This is a genomic window from Streptomyces sp. NPDC058000 (assembly GCF_042886435.1).
Taxonomy (GTDB): Bacteria; Actinomycetota; Actinomycetes; order Streptomycetales; family Streptomycetaceae; genus Streptomyces.
Genome location: NZ_JBHVQS010000017.1, coordinates 62,787 through 80,508 on the forward strand (window position 1 = coordinate 62,787; position 17,722 = coordinate 80,508).

The 17,722-nt window shown below is 71.0% G+C and carries 11 protein-coding genes; 2 read left to right on the forward strand and 9 right to left on the reverse strand.

The window, feature by feature from the left end; genetic code table 11:
* Positions 1–119: 119 nt before the first annotated feature.
* From ACFVT2_RS18915 to ACFVT2_RS18935, 5 genes are all read right to left on the reverse strand, one after another.
* Positions 120–1,379, reverse strand: a complete 1,260-nt coding sequence (locus tag ACFVT2_RS18915) for a VWA-like domain-containing protein (RefSeq protein WP_390018984.1) — start codon at positions 1,377–1,379, stop codon at positions 120–122.
* Positions 1,376–2,680 carry an AAA family ATPase gene (locus ACFVT2_RS18920; protein ID WP_390018986.1) on the reverse strand — a complete coding sequence of 435 codons (1,305 nt, stop codon included), beginning with the start codon at positions 2,678–2,680 and terminating at the stop codon, positions 1,376–1,378. Before ACFVT2_RS18920 ends, ACFVT2_RS18915 begins: the two co-directional genes overlap by 4 nt.
* A gap of 96 nt (positions 2,681–2,776) precedes the next feature.
* Positions 2,777–4,240: a hypothetical protein gene (locus ACFVT2_RS18925; RefSeq protein ID WP_390018987.1), complete on the reverse strand. Its 1,464-nt coding sequence runs from the start codon at positions 4,238–4,240 to the stop codon at positions 2,777–2,779.
* Positions 4,241–4,631: 391 nt separating this feature from the next.
* Positions 4,632–6,524 (reverse strand): alpha-keto acid decarboxylase family protein, encoded by a 1,893-nt coding sequence (locus ACFVT2_RS18930; protein ID WP_390018988.1) that lies wholly within the window; start codon positions 6,522–6,524, stop codon positions 4,632–4,634.
* Positions 6,521–8,575: a flavin monoamine oxidase family protein gene (locus ACFVT2_RS18935; protein ID WP_390019103.1), complete on the reverse strand. Its 2,055-nt coding sequence runs from the start codon at positions 8,573–8,575 to the stop codon at positions 6,521–6,523. Before ACFVT2_RS18935 ends, ACFVT2_RS18930 begins: the two co-directional genes overlap by 4 nt.
* Before the next feature lie 691 nt (positions 8,576–9,266).
* On the opposite strand from ACFVT2_RS18935, the gene ACFVT2_RS18940 reads away from it, so the two are divergent.
* Positions 9,267–10,553 carry an ATP-binding protein gene (locus ACFVT2_RS18940; RefSeq protein ID WP_390018989.1) on the forward strand — a complete coding sequence of 429 codons (1,287 nt, stop codon included), beginning with the start codon at positions 9,267–9,269 and terminating at the stop codon, positions 10,551–10,553.
* Here the strand turns inward: ACFVT2_RS18940 and ACFVT2_RS18945 are convergent.
* From ACFVT2_RS18945 to ACFVT2_RS18955, 3 genes are read right to left on the reverse strand one after another with little or no spacing between them, the layout of a single operon-like run.
* Positions 10,531–13,290, reverse strand: a complete 2,760-nt coding sequence (locus ACFVT2_RS18945) for a molybdopterin-dependent oxidoreductase (RefSeq protein ID WP_390018992.1) — start codon at positions 13,288–13,290, stop codon at positions 10,531–10,533. The genes ACFVT2_RS18940 and ACFVT2_RS18945 overlap by 23 nt on opposite strands.
* Entirely contained in the window at positions 13,287–14,129 is an 843-nt protein-coding gene (locus ACFVT2_RS18950) for an FAD binding domain-containing protein (protein ID WP_390019106.1), read from the reverse strand. The genes ACFVT2_RS18945 and ACFVT2_RS18950 overlap by 4 nt, the downstream gene beginning before the upstream one ends.
* A 32-nt stretch (positions 14,130–14,161) precedes the next feature.
* A complete protein-coding gene (locus ACFVT2_RS18955; RefSeq protein ID WP_390018994.1) occupies positions 14,162–14,728 on the reverse strand; it encodes a nucleoside deaminase in 567 nt (188 codons plus the stop codon).
* A 208-nt stretch (positions 14,729–14,936) separates the two neighbouring features.
* On the opposite strand from ACFVT2_RS18955, the gene ACFVT2_RS18960 reads away from it, so the two are divergent.
* On the forward strand, positions 14,937–15,920 hold the full coding sequence (locus tag ACFVT2_RS18960; RefSeq protein WP_390018997.1) for an antibiotic biosynthesis monooxygenase: 984 nt from the start codon (positions 14,937–14,939) through the stop codon (positions 15,918–15,920).
* A 161-nt stretch (positions 15,921–16,081) separates the two neighbouring features.
* Here the strand turns inward: ACFVT2_RS18960 and ACFVT2_RS18965 are convergent, their stop codons facing one another.
* Complete coding sequence (locus ACFVT2_RS18965; RefSeq protein WP_390019000.1) at positions 16,082–17,500, reverse strand: amino acid permease; 1,419 nt, start codon at positions 17,498–17,500, stop codon at positions 16,082–16,084.
* Positions 17,501–17,722: the final 222 nt, after the last annotated feature.

Below are 17,722 nucleotides of genomic sequence, written 5' to 3' on the forward strand. Positions count from 1 at the left end.
TGGTGCCCGCTCCGCGCCTCGATGGTCTGGATCAACGGCCTCCTGCAAACACCTGATTGATCACAACCTCACAGGGCAATACACCCAGGACCTGCCCGGCGGACGCGGCCTCCAGGGGCTCACCGACCCGGCGGAGCGGATCCGATGTCCACCACCCGTGCCCACGCAGGCGGCGCGTCCGGCACGTAATCGGGATCGTTCTCGTCCCACGAACGGGCCGGCTGCTGCCGGGAGAACAGCCCCACCACCGTCCGGCATGGCGGTCGGGTGCCAGGCCAGGGCGTCTGCCCGTCGGTAAGGACCACGAGGACATCCGGTCGGGGCCGCGCCCGCAGCGCCTTGGCGAAGCCGGCCCGCAGATCCGTCCCCCCACCGCCCAGCAGCGGGATGCCCTCGGCGCGGCACAGCGGGTGGACGATCCGGGCCGCCGCGTCGCACGGCACCACGCTGACCAGATCGCGACGGCCGCCGACGGCACGGGAGATCGCGGCAACCTCCCTGAGCGCACTGCCCAGTTCGGTGTCGCTCACCGAAGCGGACGTGTCGATGACCACGCCGACCCGGGGCGGCCGGCGCCGCAGGCTCGGCAGCAGAGCGCCGGGTACCCCGGCCGACCGGCGCGACGGACGACCGTAGCTGTAGTCGGACCCGGCGCCGGGACCGGAGGTCGCCGAGCGGACCGCCGCGCCCAACAACTCCCGCCACGGCTGCGGTGGGTGGAACACCTCTTCCGCCCACCGCCGCCACCCCCTCGGGGCGTTTCCCGGACGGCCGGTGATGCCCTGCGCCACCCGGAACCGGACCGCGTCCCGTTCCTGCGCGCTGAGGCCGTGTGCGCCGTCCGGTCCCAGGTCCCAGTCCCGATCCAGCCCGTCGGCGCCGCTGCCGCAGTCCAGCCAGGCCAGGTTCTGGGTCCGCGGCCCGAGCCGGAACTGCCGCAGGTAGTCCTCCATGAGCTCCCCCTCGGGCAGCCCCAGCACGCCCGGCTCGACGGCACCCTCGGGCCGGGGCAGCCCGTCGCCGAACGCGTCGTCGTTGATCTCGCAGTCCGCGGCGATGTTCATCCGCAGCCGTTCGCCCGGTCCGGTCAGCCCGCGCTCCCGAGCGACCCGGTCACTGCGCCCGTGGTGGTCGCGCAGCAGGTGCGACACCTCGTGCACCCATACGCCGGCCAGTTCCTCCACCGGCATCCGCGTCACGAACGCCGGCGAGACGTAGCACCGCCAGTGCCGGTCGACGGCCATCGTCGGTACCAGCCGCGACTCCACGGTGTGCAGGGCGAACAGCGCCGTCGCCAAGTAGGGCCGGACGCGGGCGGCGTACAGTCGGGCCGCGTAGAGCTTGTCCAGGTCCAGTGTCCCCGGTGCGTCCGGGCTCATCGGCCGGTCCCCGCGGTGGCCCGGGTCGCCGCCAGGGCCGCTGCCCGGTCCGCCCGTCGGGACAGGGACACCGCGCCGGCCAGTCGTTCGATCGACGCCGGCACGTCCCAGTCCTGTTGGCGCAGCGTGGCGAGGGTGGTCGCGGGGACGACCACCAGGTCCGGGGCTCCGGTTTCCATCGCCCGCACCAGCAGCGTCCACGCCGCGTCCCAACGCGACTCGTCCGGGCGCTCGCGGACCGCCGCCACCACACCGTCCAACACGGCCTGGCGGAGGTCCCCCCGCTCGGGCAGGACGGCGGCCGCCGGGTCGGCGAGCAACACCTCGGGATCCGGGAGGTCCATCCGGTCCATGCCGGCCAGCAGCTCCAGCCCCGGCCCGTCCCCGACCGTGCCCCTGACCAGCAGGGAAAGCACCTCTCGGGACGAGCCGGCGGCGGTCGCGAAGGCGATGAGGCGCAGGGTCATCTCCCAACTGCGCGGCGACGGCCAGGGACCACCCCGACGGGTTTCGCCGCTCGGCAGCCGGTGGACGAGCCCGGGGCGGGCGGCGAGGAACCCGCAGACGGCCCGGCGGGCGAAGGCAACGGCCGCCGACAACCCCTCGGGGTCGAGCCGCGGGAGGGTGGCCCGGGGCCACGTCCCGCCGAGGCCGCGCACCACGACCTCGTGGTCATGCGTCCACTGGAGGTGGACGAACCGGTTGGCCAACGGCGGGCTCAACTCCCAGCCGTCGGCGGCCGAGGACTGCGGGTTGGCGGCGGCCACGATCCGGATCCCCGGCGGCAGTTGCAGCGAGCCCACCCGCCGCTCCAGCACCAGGCGGAGCAGGGCGGCCTGCACGGCCGGTGGCGCGGTGGACAACTCGTCCAGGAACAGCAGCCCCCGGCCGGCCCGCACCAGTCGCACCGCCCAGTCCGGCGGGGCCATCGGGACGCCGTGTGCCGCGGGATCGTCTCCCACGATGGGCAGCCCGGAGAAGTCGGACGGTTCGTGCACGCTGGCGATCACGGTGGTCAGCGGAAGGTCCAGGGCGGCCGCGAGCTGGGTGAGGGCCGCGGTCTTGCCGATGCCAGGCTCGCCCCACAGGAGGACGGGCAGGTCGGCGGCGACGGCCAGGGTCAGCGCCGCCAGCTGGGTGTCGGGGCGAGGTTCGGTGGTGGCGTCGCGCAACAGGGCCAACAGGTCGCCGGCGACGTCGAGTTGGGCGGCGGGGGTCGGTTCGGCGGCGGTGTCGAGTTGGGAAGCACGGGCCGGGTCGGCGGAGGCGGCGGTGGCGGCGAACGGGGTGTGTGCAGGCATGTGTGAGCACCTATCAGGCATGTGTGGGCACCTATGGGAGGAGTGCGGAGCGCGGGGTGAGCCGGGCGGGTGGGAAGGGGGCCGAAGACCCCTGGGTCAGGGGGACGTCGCGTGGCGCGGGTGCGCGCGGTGGTCGCGGGGACGGTGCCGGTCCGGGCGGTTGCGGTCGGGTCCGGGCCCGGCCAGGCCGGCCCGGAACAGCCCGTAGCGGATCCGCCGGCGCGCAGCCGCCTCCAGCGCGTCCCGCAGAGCGCCGTTGCGCAGCAACGCATCGGGACCCAACAGGTCCTCGACGACCGCCAACGCACCGGCGCCGTCGCCGTGGTCCAGGCGTGCGCGGACGTCGGGGAGGCACTCCGGATGCCGGTGTGCCTGATCGACGGCCTGTAGGCAGGGGAGCGGAGTGCCGGTCAACGCGGCCAGCAGCTCCTCACGGTGGATCTCGGCCGGGTCGTGGTCCAACGGGGCCAGTACGCCGTCGACCAGCCCGATCCGGTGCCGGGCCCCGCGGCACTCCACGAGGCGCGCCGACCCCGCCCCCGCGGGAATCCGGCCCCTGCCGGGCGGCGAGTGATCCGGCGGCGGTCCGGAGCCGGTCGGTACCCGTGCCGAGGCGGTCGGTACGAGTGCGGAGGCGGCCGGTACGAGTGCCGAGGCGACCAACGGATGCAGCCGATCGAGCCCGATCGCACCGGTGCGGAGCAGTTCGAGGTCGGGCAGCACCCAGGTCGCCGCATCGGGCAGGACCGGCAGCGCGCCCGCACTGCCGCCCGCGCCCACCGCGATCCGCACCGCGGGCGGCCCGAGGCCGTCCCGGTCCGCGACCAGCTCCAGGGCCAGCCGATGCCGGCCCCCGAGCCGTACGTCGACGGCGCCGGTGGAGCGCCCCTCGGCACGGAGCAGGATCTCCGCCTCGGCCCCCCACCGCTCCACGGCACAGCGCCGCCCGGCTGGCACGGTCACCTCCGCATCCGGCGGCAGCACGGCCGGACCGTCGTCCGGCGGCCGCTCCGCCCCGCACCGTATCCGCAGCTCATCGGCCCTACGGGCATCCCACAGGTGACGGTGCAGGTCGAGGCGGAACCGCCGGTGCGGACGGGGATGCGGATGTCGGCCGGCGGCGGCGTCGGAGCGGGTCCCGTCCCACAGCGCGAGGCCGATCCGCTGACCGGCACCCGCCCAGGCAGGCGGAGTCCTGGCCACCAGGCACACCGGGGCCGAGCCCGCTCGCTCCGGGGCGTCGTACCGGGCCAACGCAAGGGTCAGCCCCGGGCGCAACAGCCCGTCAGGAGCGATCCTCGGCAGGTGCCAGCGCAACAGGTCAGGAGCCAGGTGCCGGAGGTCGGCCCGGAGCCGGGCGGCGAGTTCCCGTCCGTGCCGGCGCGCCACGGACCGCAGATCGACATCGACGTCGATGCCTGCGGCGGCGCACGCCCCTGCCCAGTCGCCGGCACGACGCCGCGCGGTCGCAGTCTCGATCATGGAGGGCGGCACGGCGAACTCGCGCACGCGCAGCCAGAAGGAAAGTCGGGGATCCCCGTTCGCGTTCTGAGTGAGCATCAGCACTCACCTTGCGCGGACGGGTCCCCCAATCTGTTCGAAGATTGAGTCGTCATCGCGGGGAGCATAGCCCTCCTGCCTCTCGTCCACCAGGCATTTCCGGCTCGGCCCGAAGACGCACCGGCCCGGCGTCCGAGCGAGGCGGCCGGAGGCTCCTTGCCATCTCGGCATCGGCACCCCGCAGACCAGGCGGAGCCGCAGGCGCACCCAGGCGGAGCCGAGTCGCAGGCATCCGCGCGGTGCGGACCGTAGCCACGGGAGCTATGGGCCTTGCCTGGCACGTCGGTGGGCGCCGGGTGGAGCCCCGGACGCCCTCCGGCCCGCTCGTGGCGTGCCGGAGGGCGTTGGCCGACCCTGGTGGTCGGGGACGGGTGCCTGGTGGCGTTCGGGCCTACACCGTCCGTTCCTTGAGCACCACGCCGACCGGCGGCGGACAGTTCTCCTCGATCTTGTACTTGAGCGCCTCGGGGTAGTCGTGCCGGGGGAGGGCGACCCGAACGATGATCGGGCCGTGGTTGATCGGGTTGTTGGGCTCGCCGATCTTCTTGAGCAGCGCGGTGAGGTCGTCGTGGGTGGTGACGGTGCACCCGTGCATCGGCTGCTTGTCGGTGCCGAAGACCTCGGCGAGCTTCTCGTAGTTCCAGGGGTGGAGTTCGTTGTAGAAGTCGGCCCCGTCGGAGGGCGGTGCGCCGTTCGACTTGTAGTAGCAGGGGTGCACCAGCATCTGCTCGATGCCGTAGAAGCCCTCGTTGTCCAGTACGAACACCACCGGCTTCAGGCCCTGCCGGACGTGCGTGGACATCTCCTGACAGGTCTCCTGGAACGAGCCGTCGCCGACGAAGACCATCGGTCGCTTGCCCGCGTCCAGGCGGCCCAGGCCCACCCCGGTGGCGAAGCCGACCGAGTAGCCGATGGACAGCCAGCTGTTCTGCGCCAGGTACGAGGCGCGCTCGGGCATCCGCAGGTTCATCGAGCCGATCAGCGCGAACGCGGCGTCGCTGATCACGGTGAACGGGGTGGTGCGCTGTCCCGCGCGGTCTGCGGTTTGGGCGGCGAGGAACTCGTTGAGGTGCCGGAAGAAGCTGTCGTAGGTCGGGTGCGTCGGGTAGGGGCCGCCGGTCAGGGTGTCCAGGAAGGCGGTGACGCTGTCCGGGACGTCGAGGCCGGCCTGGTGGGCGTCGGCGAAGTAGTCGGCGGAGAAGTGCCCGGTGCCGAACTCCTCGACGAAGGCGTTCCGCAACGCCGGGATGAACTGGGCGAGTTGGACGTCTGGGAAGTACGAGGCGCCCACATGCACCCCCTCATGGGCGGCGACCACCCAGTCATCACCGATGGACAGCTTCCCGCCGAGGTTCTTCGACGTCGCCCAGGTGCCCAGCCCGATGCGGCAGCCGGCGTTCTGGAACACCGCGGCTACGTCCGGATTGCTGGCCTTGCCGTTGTAGACGCCGCTGAAGCCCGGGGTGTCCTCGGAGATCACGGACTTGGCACCGATGGTGGTGCAGTACGGGATGAGGGTGGCCCGCACCAGTTCCTCGAACGGGTCGGCCAGGTTGAACCGGTCGATCTCCTCGCCGGCCCACAGGATCGGGTTGGCGCCGTGTTCCTTCACCAGCTTCACGCACGCCGTGACCGCGTCGTGCAGCATCTTCTCGTTCCGCGGGGTGAGCGGCCGTTCCTGTCGCCTCAGTCGGCCGCGCGGCGCCGGGCAGCTCTCCTCCCAGACATCCTCCATGAACTCCAGGTAGACCGGCCTGCGGTGGGACAGGCAGGCGACGATCGCGTTGTCGATCTGACTGGGGGCCAACCCCGGGTTGGAGATCGCCTGGGCCTCCACCGTCACCTGCCGGTAGACGTCGAGGTTGCTCTCCGGGCGCTGGGACATGTGCGAGGTGAGCAGGCCGATCGCCCGTTGGTTGATCCACTGCTCATACGTGGGAGCCCCGTTGATCGCGATCAGCGGGATGTACTCGGTGTAGCCGCCGCCGATGGCATTGAGCAGGTTGAACGCGCCCACGCCGTAGGTGACCGCGACCGCGCCGACGCCCTGTTCGCCCAGCTCGACCTGTGCGTCGGCGACCTTCACCCGGGCGTAGGCGTCCGCGGCCTGACCGGCGCCGCCCTCCGTGGGAGTGCCCACCCAACGCACCTTGGTCTTGTCGTGCAGGGTCGACAGGAACGGGCCCAGGTGGTTGCCGGGCACGCCGAACAGGTGGGTGATGCCGAGCTGTTCCAGTCGGACGGCCAGGTACTCGGCCACCGTGCAGGTCTGGGAGGTGGTCATGACGTCAGTGCTTCCTCTCGCGTCGGTTCCGTTGCCGCGGCGGCCCCACGGCGGCTGGTGGCTGTGATGACGCCCGCGTCTCCCACGGGCGCCTGGTTGACGGCGATGGCAGCCCGTACGGCGGTTTCCACCGCCCCCTCGATCCAGGCGTGCTTCAGCGACACATGCTCACCGGCGAAGTACACCGGCCCCTCGGGCCGGACCACGTCCAGGTGGAAGCTGGTCATCTGGTGCGGGGTGTAGACCGCCGCCTCGCCGCACGCGTACGGGTCGCGCAGCCAACTCTGGGTCTGGCCGGCGCCGGTGTAGAAGACCTCGATCCGGCGGCCGTGCACCGACTGGAGGTTCTCCAGGGCGTAGCCGTAGCGCTCGGCGTCGTCGAAGGAGTCCCAGCGGGCGGCGTCGTCCGACCAGGAGTAGGCGGCCAGCACCACACCGCCCTGACTCCCGGGGACCGGGTGGGAGGGGTAGTACATGAAGCGGTTGGCATTGTCGGTGGTGGAGCCGCCGCCGTAGGCGTTGGTGGCCGGCCGCACCCCGCCGCGCAGTTCGGAGTTGCGGTAGTACTCCACCTGCTCCTCGCTGATCCGGCTCTCGTCCACGCTCGGGTGCGCGCCCAGCAGCCCGGTGGGCAGGTTCCGCACGCTCTGCGGAAGCGCCAGTGCGGCCTCGGCGTCGTCCTCGCCCCACTGCTGGTAGTACTCGTAGAGACCCGGTGCGATCGCGTCCAGCTCCCGCTTCCAGTCCGCCTCGGTGAACTCCCACCAACGCCGCGAGAACTCCAACAACACCTTGGTGGCCTGGTCGTAGTGGGTCTCGATGACGGCGCGGCGCTTCTTGTACGAGAACGGCGGGGTCACCTTGACGAACCGCAGGCTGGAGAACGGGACGGTGACGATCGCCAGGTCGCCGGTCCAGGTCTGGGTCGCCTCGTACGGCGCGGCCTCGGGGATGGTCTGGATGGCGACGGCCGGTCCGCCGGGGCCGGTGAGTTCGCCGTGGTGCCCGTCGCGGCCCGGGTCGTAGTACTCCAGCCGCACCATCCGCTGACCCATCACGATCTGGTCCCGCAAGTCCTTGGCCAGCGTTTCCGGCAGCAGGCGGCTGCCGCCCTCGATCTCCCAGTACGTGGCGTTGGGGTCGATGTCGCTGCGACCCAGGAAGCTGTGGAAGAACGCCAGGTGGAGCCGCGAGGTCATGTTCTCGATGGTGCCCATCGCCTCGATGGCCTCGTCGCTGAATTCCGCGTACTCGCGCAGGAAGCGCCCCATCGAATAGCCGTCGAAATCGCGGACGACGTCGGCCCAGCCCGTCAGCCACTCCTTGAACGGCTTGTTGACCCGCGTCCCGTCTTCCTGCTTCACGGAGTAGTAGTCGCGCACCGGCTCCAGTGCCTGGTTGACCATGTGCGAGACGGTCAACCGGGTCTCGCAGCCGGTGAGGTGGAAGCCCTCGTTGATGCTGGAGGGGTCGGTGGCGTACTGGGCGCGCCGCACCTGTTCGCGGTTGGTGCGGATCCACGTGTGGTTGCGCTTGTCCGGCTCCTTGAACTCCGGGCTGGGCGCGCCGTTGGTCCAGGTCTTGCCGTCCTTGAAGGACTTGTAGAACACCGGGGGGACCGGCGCGTCCTGGTTGCCGGTCTGCGGATCGACATCGACGTTGTAGAATAGCCTCCGCTTCAGGCCGAGTTTGTCGATCAGCGCCAGGGTCAGCGGGTGGAAGCTGGGCAGGCGCATCGCCCCGGCCTCCGCGAACTGCGCCGGGTCGGTGAAGGGCGACCGCTCGCCCTTCTTGGTGTGGAAGGTCTTGATCCGCCCGCCGACCCGGTTGGCGTTGGCCTCCAGGATCGTCACGTCGTGCCCGGCGCGGGTCAGCAGATCACCGGCGACCAGACCGGCGATACCGGCCCCGACGATCAGGATGCGCTTGGGCGGTCCGGGGGGATTGAGCCCGTTGTCGATCAGCACGTCGAGGTACCGCAGCCTGAGGTCCTCGTTGGCGGGCGCGGGGCCGACCAGCAGCAGTTCGCGGGCCAGCTGCTCGTAGGTCATCTCGTTGGCGCGTTCGGCCCCGGTGTGGTGGCGGGCGGTGTTGGTGGTCACTGTTCTCCTCTGCGGGCACGGGCCGGCAGCGCGGGCAGACGGGACGGCACAGGGCTTCGCCCACGCGGAACCGGCAACCCTGGTTCTCGGGCATGCGGAGACCACGTGGAGCGGGGAGGGCATATTCCGCTGTCAGCTGCTGCACGGCAGGTGGCACCAGCCCACCACCGAACCCGGTGGTCCGCATGCGCAACGTGGCGATCGGGCGGCCACCCACCCACGTGCCTGGGCACGGCCGTCCCCGGCCGCCGCCGGTGGCCCGGGACGGCCGCCGTTCACCCCCGACCGCCGCGGCGGCCGCCGGTCGGCCGGTCCGCCGTGGACCGTGCGCACCAAGTCCCCATGTTCACAGCGTAGTTGGTCGCCCGGCCAAGGCCGGGCGGTCGGAATTCGGTCCGGTGTTCCCCTGGCTGGACGGCACATCCGTCCCGGATGACGTGGACGAAACGTCCATGCCTGGCCGCACGCCCCTCCCGTCCCTCGCGTCACGCAGCGCGGCGAGTGACAATCGCGGGGAGGGATCGACGACCAGGAGTACCGGCGACGCCGGTCCGTGGTCCGCTCCTCACTGGGTGGAGCGGCGCGCGCCCGACGTTCTGCGGCGTGATCCATCGGCAACGCTCGGGAGAGGTGATGAGGAATGTCTCCATGGCGGGTCCGTGCGCTGGAGGAGAGCGATCTGGACCAGGTGGTGCGCATCTGGGAGGAGGCGCCGGACACCGCCGTGGACCTGGCGGCGAGCCTGGCGGAGGCAGTGAGCGCACTGCACGCCGAGGCGCCTGCCGTGGTCGCCGTGGTGGGGGACCAGATCATCGGCGCCGCGGTGTCCCTGATGGCACAGGAGCGTGCCTGGGTGCTGCGGATGGCAGTCGGCCGGCCGTGGCGGGGGCACGGCGTCGGGCAGGCGCTGCTGGCGGCCCTGGAAGAGCGGCTGGGGCGGTCCGGCGTGCGCCGCATCGGGGCGCTGCTGCCGGACGGGGAGGCCGGGGAGCGGGCGTTCACCCGCGCCGGATACGTGAGCCGGCCGGACCTGTGCTACGTCGAGAAGCAGCTGACCGCGGACTCCGCCGAGGCCACCTTGCTCGACCAGCTCGGCGGGGCTGTCCCGGACGACGGCCTGTGGGAGAGCATCGCGGGCATGAGCGCCGAGAAGACGCTGATCGAGCGCCGCCTGGTGCTCCCGCTGGAGCACCCCGAGGTCGCCGGGCAGTACCAGCTGGTGCCGCCCCGCGCCGTGGTGCTCTTCGGCCCGCCCGGCACCGGCAAGACCACCTTCGCGCGGGCGGTCGCCTCCCGTCTGCGCTGGCCGTTCATCGAGGTGTTCCCCTACCAGCTCGCCGATGACGCACACGGTGTCGCGGCCGGGCTCCGCCGACTGTTCGCCCGCGTGGAGCACCTGGAGCAGGCCGTGTTGTTCTTCGACGAGGCGGAGGAGATCGCCTCCGAGCGGCACGATCCGACGACACTGGCACACCGGGTCACCAATGAACTCCTCAAGCTCATCCCGCAGTTCCGGCGGGGCGAGCGCCGGCTCCTGATCTGCGCCACCAACGTCGTGCGCTCCCTCGATCCGGCGTTCCTGCGCCCCGGCCGCTTCGACTACCTCATCCCCGTCGGCCCGCCCGACCCCCAGGCCAGACGCGCCATCTGGATCCGCTACATCGGCCCCGACCGCGCGGCCGGCATCGAACTCGACGCACTGGTCGAGGCCAGCGACCGCTTCACCCCGGCGGACATCGAGTACGCGGCGCGCACCGCCGCCCAGAGCGCCTTCGAACGCCACCTGGCCTCGGGCGCGGAGGAGGCCGCCGACCCGGTCCGGCTCACCGGCGACTACCTCCAGGCCATCGCCCACACCCGGACGTCCCTGACGGAGGAGGACATCCGCGCCTTCGACCGCGACCTCAGGACTGCCGCCCGAGTGTGAGGTAGGCCCCGGCGGTGGTGGTCTCACGGTCGGCGGCGAGGGCCAGGCAGACGCGGTCGCGGGACAACGGGAGGGTGCCGAAACGGATCCCGGTGGCGTCCCGGACCGCATTGGCCAGGGCCGGGGCGACCGGGGTGAACGGGCTCTCGCTCATCGATTTGGCGCCCAGCGGTCCGAGCGCGTCCGCGGTGTCGGCGAAGTACACCTCGGTCCGTGGCACATCGCCGAAGGTCGGGACGTGGTAGTCGCGGAAGGTGGTCGTGACGAGGTGTCCGTCCTCGTCCAGCGGCAGCGACTCGTACAGGGCCGCGCCGATGGCCTGGGCGACGCCGCCCTCGATCTGTCCGCGGCACTGCATCGGATTGACGACCCGGCCGGCATCGGCCGCATGGATGCTGTGCAGGATCCTGACCTCGCCGGTTCCGGTGTGCACCGCGACCCGGAAACCCTGGACGTTGAACGCGACCGAACGGGGGGAACCCTCGCTCGTCCCGGTCGCGGACAACGCCTCGCCGGCGGCCCGGGACCGCGTCGCGAGGTCGGCGAGCGGGATACGGGCCTCGCCGCAGCGCACATGGTCGCCGGCGAGCGCACAGGCTGACGGCTCGACACCGGCGTAGCGCGCCCCGGCGGCGATGATGCGTGCGCGCAGCGCCTCCGCGGCACGGGTGGCCGCCAGTCCCGCGACCACGATCCCGGTGGAACCGAACGCCCCGGTGTCGTGGCCGACGCGGTCGGTGTCCGCGTGCACGATGCGGATCCGCTCGGGGCGGGCAGCCAGCACGCTCGCGGCGAGCTGTCGATGCACGGTCGTCGTACCGTTGCCGAACTCGACGGTACCGACGGCCAGTTCGTAGTGTCCGTCGGCGCGTAGCGAGAGCCGGGCCTCGGCGTGGTGCCCGCGGGGCGGGATCGTGTCGATCATCCCCAGCGCCATGCCCTGTCCGACGCGCCACTCCGCTCCCTTCGGCGGGCGTACGCCGTTGCCGCGGTCCAGTGCCGCGCCGACCAGCGCCAGGCACTGGTCCAGGCCGTAGCTGCCGATCTCCACGTCGTCCGGGTCGGTGCTGAAGCTCAGCATCGGATCGCCCGGCCGGATCACGTTGCGTTCCCGGAAGGCGATCGGGTCCATGGCGAGCGCACGGGCGAGCTCGTCCAGCGCCGACTCGACGGCGAAGATCGTCTGGCTGAGCCCGTATCCGCGGTAGGCCCCGGAGGGCACGGTGTTGGTGTAGACGGCGTAGCCGTCGACCTTCTTGTTCGGGCAGCGGTAGACGGCGATCGACTCGTTGCAGCCGTGGAACACGGTGCTGGCGTGGTTGCCGTATGCGCCGGTGTTGGAAATGACCCGCAGTTGCAGTGCGGTGAGGGTGCCGTCGCGCCGGGCCGCGGCCTTGACCCGCACGCTGACCGGATGGCGGACGGCGGTGGAGGTGAACTGCTCGGCACGCGTGAACTCCAACTGCACCGGCCGCCCGGTGCGCAGCGCCGCCAAGGCGACGACGTCCTCGGTGAACATCTCCTGTTTGGCCCCGAAGCCGCCGCCGACGCGGCCGCACAGCACCCGTACCTTCTCCGGGGGTAGGCCGAAGAGGGTGCACAGGGCGTTCCTGGTGAGGAACGGCACCTGGCTGCTGGTCCGCACGGTGAGGCGGCCGGCGGCGTCCAGCCAGGCGATCGAGGCGTGGGTCTCCAGGTGCGCGTGTTGGATGCGGTGGCTGACGTAGGTGTCCTCGTGGATGACGTCGGCCGTCGCGAAGGCCGCCTCGACGTCGCCGATGTCCCCGTGCACCTCGGCGGCGATGTTGCGGTCGGCGTCCGCGAGGTGCTGCGCGGGCCCCTTGTCGCCGTGCAGCACGGGGGAGCCGGGCGTCATCGCCACCTCGGGGTCGAACACGTCCGGCAGCACGTCGTAGCTGACGGCCAGCCTGCGGCAGCCCTCCTCCGCGGCGGCCACACTGTCGGCCACCACTGCCGCGACCCGCTGCCCGGCGAAGCGGACGACGTTGTCGAAGAGCAGCGTGTCGGCGGGGTCGAGGGTGGGGTCCTCGTGCCGCCCCGTCGAGTACGGCCGGGACGGTGCGTCCTCGTGGGTGAACACGGCCCGCACCCCGGGGACGGCACGGGCGGCGCTGGTGTCGATCGCCGTGATCCGGGCGTGGGCGTGCGGCGAGCGCAACAGCTTCATGTGCAGCAGGCCCTCGACCTGGACGTCGAGGGTGTAGCGGGCCGTGCCGGTCACCACCTGCGGGCCGGCGGGCGCCGGCAGGTTCCGCCCGAGCGGCTGCCCCTCCGGAGCCTCCTCGACCCGTACGATCCCTTGGACGGCGTCCTCGATCGCACGGTAACCGGTGCACCGACACAGGTTCCCCTTCAACGACTCGGGGAGGTCCTGCCGTTGCTCGGCGTCGAGCGCGGCCACCGTCATGATCAACCCCGCCGTGCAGAAGCCGCACTGGAAACCCTGCGCCGCCAGGAAGTCCCGCTGCACCGGATGCAACCCGGCGTCGCCGACGAGCCCTTCGACCGTGGTCACCCGGCGGTCGGCCGCGCGGAACGCCGGAAACAGGCAGCTGTGCACCGGCTGCCCGTCGACGTGCACGGTGCACGCACCGCAGTCCCCGGCATCGCAGCCCTGCTTCACGCCGAACCAGCCGAGGTCCCGCAAATAGGTGCGCAGGCACTGCCCGGGGCGCGGCTCCCCGGTGAAGATCCGGCCGTTGACCTCGGTCCTCATCGCCGTCCCTCCTCCTGTTGTGACGACGCCAACGCGGACCGGATCTCCTCGGCGAACCGGACGGTCATGAGCCGCCGCCAGGCGGGGGCTCCGTGCACGTCGTCGTGGTAGAGCTTCGGCGGGACGGCCCGTTCCAGCATGGCGAGGAGTTCCGCCGCCCCGGGCAGTCCGTGGAACGCCAGGCGGACCGGGCGGACGGTGGAGGCGGTCACGGTCAGCACGAACGAACCGTCCCGGGGGTCCCGCCTGCCGATGAGCAGCGCCGCGGAACGGCCGTTCGGGGTCAGCGAGATCCAACGGAAGGCGGTACGGCAACGCAGTGCGGAGGCCGGCAGCGTGACCGAGCGCAGCAGCTCGCCGGGTGCCAGCACGTTGCGCTGCGGACCGGTGACGAAGTCGACCGCGGCGACCTGCCGCGCTCCGCCGTCGGGCCGCCAGATGGTGCAGCTGCCGTCGAGGGACGCGGCGAGCGCGATCATCGGGCCCGCGGGCAGCGCCAGGCACAGGTTGCCGCCGACGGTGGCCTCGTTCCAGACCTTGAACGACCCCAGCAGCGCCTGCCGGCACTGACCGATCAGCGGGGCCGCGGTCCACTCCACCGGCGTGGGGATGTCGGAGAGTTGGGACAGCGTGCAGGTGGCCGCGATCTCCAACCCGTGTGCGTCGACCCGGAACGGCTGCCAGCCGAAACCCCGCAGGTCGATGAGGCGGCGGAGCCGCGGCTGGGGTGCGGAGAGCAGCCAGGTGCCGCCGGCGAGCCAGGCATCGCCCGGTTTCCAGGTTGCCTGGGCCGCGCGGGTGGGTGACGTCACGACCGCGGTGATGGTGTTGAGGTCCATCCGGTGCTCCCGGGCGTACGGAGGGAAGACCGTCAGTACGGGTGGCGGTTCGGCTTGTCCGCCCATGCCTGGTAGGCGTGGGTGCCCAACTCGGGATACATCTGCGCGATGGTGATGCTCCGCTCGCTCGGGGGCTTCCGGAAGTCCTCGTACTGGAAGGCGTCGCTGAACCCGATCGCCTCGGTGGCCTTCCAGTCACAGCTGTAGTAAACGGCGTCGATCCGCGACCAGTAGATGGCGCTCATACACATCGGGCAGGGGGCGCCGCTGGTGTAGATCGAGCAGCCCTGGAGCATGCGCGCACGCTCGGGTAGGCCGTCCGGGGATCCCTCCGGGCGGGGCACCAACTCCAGCGTGTACTCGTTCTGGTGTTCCTCGGAGACCGTGGGGGCCTCGGGATTGAGGAATTGCACCGCCTTCCGGATGGCTTCCACCTCGCCGTGCGCCGTCGGGTCCGCCGTCAGCAGTACGCGGTTCTGGCCCCGCGCGATGATCTGGTCGTCGCGGGTGATCACCGCGCCGAACGGGCCGCCCCAGCCCTTCTCGACGGACTCGACGGCCAACGCGACCGCCTCGGCCATGAATTCTCTGTGCCCCATGATCGGTGCCTCCGAGCAGAGCGTCGCGCTTGAACCTTGATGGGCGGATGACCCTTGTCCGGCAGGGGCCGCTTTCACGTCCCCTGCTTCACGTCAAAAGAACCTTCACGTCACAAGAATCCTCCGCATCGAGCGATACCTCGACAATTCAACAATTCGAAGGTGGAAGTTTGTACCATATGTCCTTTTGTGGATTAGTCTAGTAAGGGTGAGTTCCCGTGCAAGCCGTGGCTCCCGCAACGACGTCGCGACCGTCGTGATCTCGCAGAAGGTCCGGGTGGGTCGCGAAGACGACTACCGGCGCTGGCAGGATCGGACGAGCGAGACCGTGCGGGGGTTCGCCGGATTCGAGGGTACGGAGCTGTATCCGCCGGATTCCGCCGGAGAGGATTCCGCCGGAGAAAACGAGTGGGTCGTCGTCTTCCGTTTCTCGCACCTCGACCAGTTGTCGGCCTGGCTGGATTCCGACGCCCGCCGCGAACTGATCCAGCAGGGCAGTGACCTGTTCGAGGAGCCTCCCACCCAGGAAGTCCTCGTCGGCGGCACCCCGGTACACGACTCCGTGACGGCGGTGATCGCCCACGAAGTACGGCCCGACCAGGAGCAGGATTTCGTGCGCTGGCAGGACAAGGTGCTGGCGGCCCAGCGGGCCTTTCCCGGATTCATGGGGTCGGAGTTGTTCCGCCCGGTGAAGGACGTCCAGGGCAAATGGGTAGCGGTTTTCCGATTCGACAACCGCCAACACCTCGATGCCTGGCTCGAATCCCCGGCACGCGAAAAACTCCTGGACGAGGGCCGTGCCTTCTTCGTCTCCTACGACGTGCGCAAGGTCGGGTCGGCGTTCGGCAGTTGGTTCCGCTTCGACACGAGTTCGGAAGAGGGCGCACCACCCAACTGGAAGCAGGCCATGTCCGTGCTGCTGGCCCTCTATCCCACCGTCAAGGTCCTGGACCTCACCGTGGGTTCCTACTTCGACGCTCTCGGGATGCCGGGATATCTCAGCCTGTTCCTGTCGAACGTGCTGAGCGTCTCCATCCTGACGTGGCTGCTGTTGCCGTTGCTCAACAGGCTCCTCGCCTTCTGGCTCATGCCTGGCCGGGCGCAGTCACTCCGCACCGATGTGACGGGCGCCGTGCTGGTGGTGCTGTGCTGGGTGACGTTCCTGGTGATCTTCGGTCTGACCATTGGTTGAGCCGTGCGGCGCGGCGCGCAGTGCCGTCGTACGGGCGTGGTCTGCCTGTCTGGCCCGGGACAGGCGTTGGGAAGCCATCCGTTCCCGTCCCCACGCACAGTGGCCCGCCCGCGGGATTCCTCCCACGGGCGGGCCACTGTGCGTGCCTGCCGCGCCGGCGACTACGGCTGAGCGGCGCCGGCGGTCCGCCGGTCGCGCCGCTGCTTGAGGCGGTCCGCGGCGATCAGTGCCGCCACTACGACGGCGGTGCCGGCGAGTTGGTGACGGCCGTCCGAGGAGGTGGCCATCACGGCGAAGACACCGAGGATGGCCGCCAACGCCACCCACGTCAGATACGGGAAGCCCCACATCCGCACCAACAGCAGTTCGGGCGTCTCGCGCTCCAGGCGGCGGCGCATCCTCAGCTGGGTCAGGCAGACGATGGTCCAGACGACCAGCACCGAGCAGCCGGCGATGTTCAGCAGCCAGGCGAACACCGTGGTCGGCCAGACGATGCCGGCGATCACGGCGGCGAAGCCGAACATGCAGGACGCCACCACCGCCGCTGCCGGCACGCCGTTGGTGACCTTGCTCAGGAACCGCGGACCCTGGCCCCGGGTGACGAGGGAGTACGCCATGCGGGACGAGCCGTAGATGTTGGCGTTCATCGCGGAGAGCAGCGCCACCAGCACCACGATCTGCATGATCGTGCCGGCCGCCGGGATGCCCAGCCGGTCGAGCACGGTGACGTACGGGCCGTCCGTGGCGACCTTCGGGTCGTTCCACGGCACCAGGGTGACCACCACGGCCATGGAGCCGATGTAGAAGACCGCGATGCGCCAGACGGCGGTACGGACCGCGCGGACCACGTTGCGGCTCGGCTGGTCGGACTCCGCCGCCGCGATGGTGACGGTCTCCAGACCGGCGAAACCGGAGATGGTGGTCAGCAGTCCGGCGGCGAGTCCGGCGGCGCCGGTCGGGAAGAAGCCGCCGTGGCCGGTGAGGTGGCTCGTACCGGGTGCGTTGCCGAAGACACCGAGGATGCCGAGCACACCCAGCACCAGGAAGGCGACGATCACGGTGACCTTGATGGTGGCGAACCAGAACTCGAACTCGCCGAAGTTCTTGACCGCGGTCAGGTTGCTGGCGCAGAAGAACACCATGAAGACCGCCACCCAGCCGTAGGCGGGGAGGAACGGTGCCCAGGTGTGCATGATGGCGCCGGCCGCGGTCGCCTCGGCGGCCACACCGGCGCAGAGCATCAGCCAGTACATCCAGCCCGAGGTGGTGCCTGCCCAGGAGCCGAGTTCCTCCTCGGAGTGCACCGAGAACGAGCCGGTGGAGGGCCGGGCCGCGGACATCTCACCGAGCATCCGCATGATCAACATGACCAGTGCGCCGGTGGCCGCGAAGAGGAGGACGATGGCCGGCCCGGCCGCGGCGATGCCGACACCGGAGCCCACGAAGAGTCCCGCGCCGATGACCCCGCCGAGCGCGATCATCGAAAGGTGTCGCTGTTTGAGGCCGTGGGACAACGGGGGCGCAGCATCCTGCACGGCCCGCGGGGAGTCCTGGGGTGACCGGGTGATACTCCGAGTCATGGGCGTGCCTGTCCATTACTTGAGACGATCATTGAGTCCACGAGTCTGCGGCGACACGTTGCGTGAACGGTGTGAACGCCCGCTATTCGGACGCCGCGCTCACGCATGGTGAATATGCGGACACGGCGTCGGCCGGCCGGTGCGGGGTCCGCGTCTGCGTAAGGGGCGCCAAGAGGCGGGCCCGGGGCGGCCGTTCGCGTCGGGAGGGATCTCGAAGTGCGG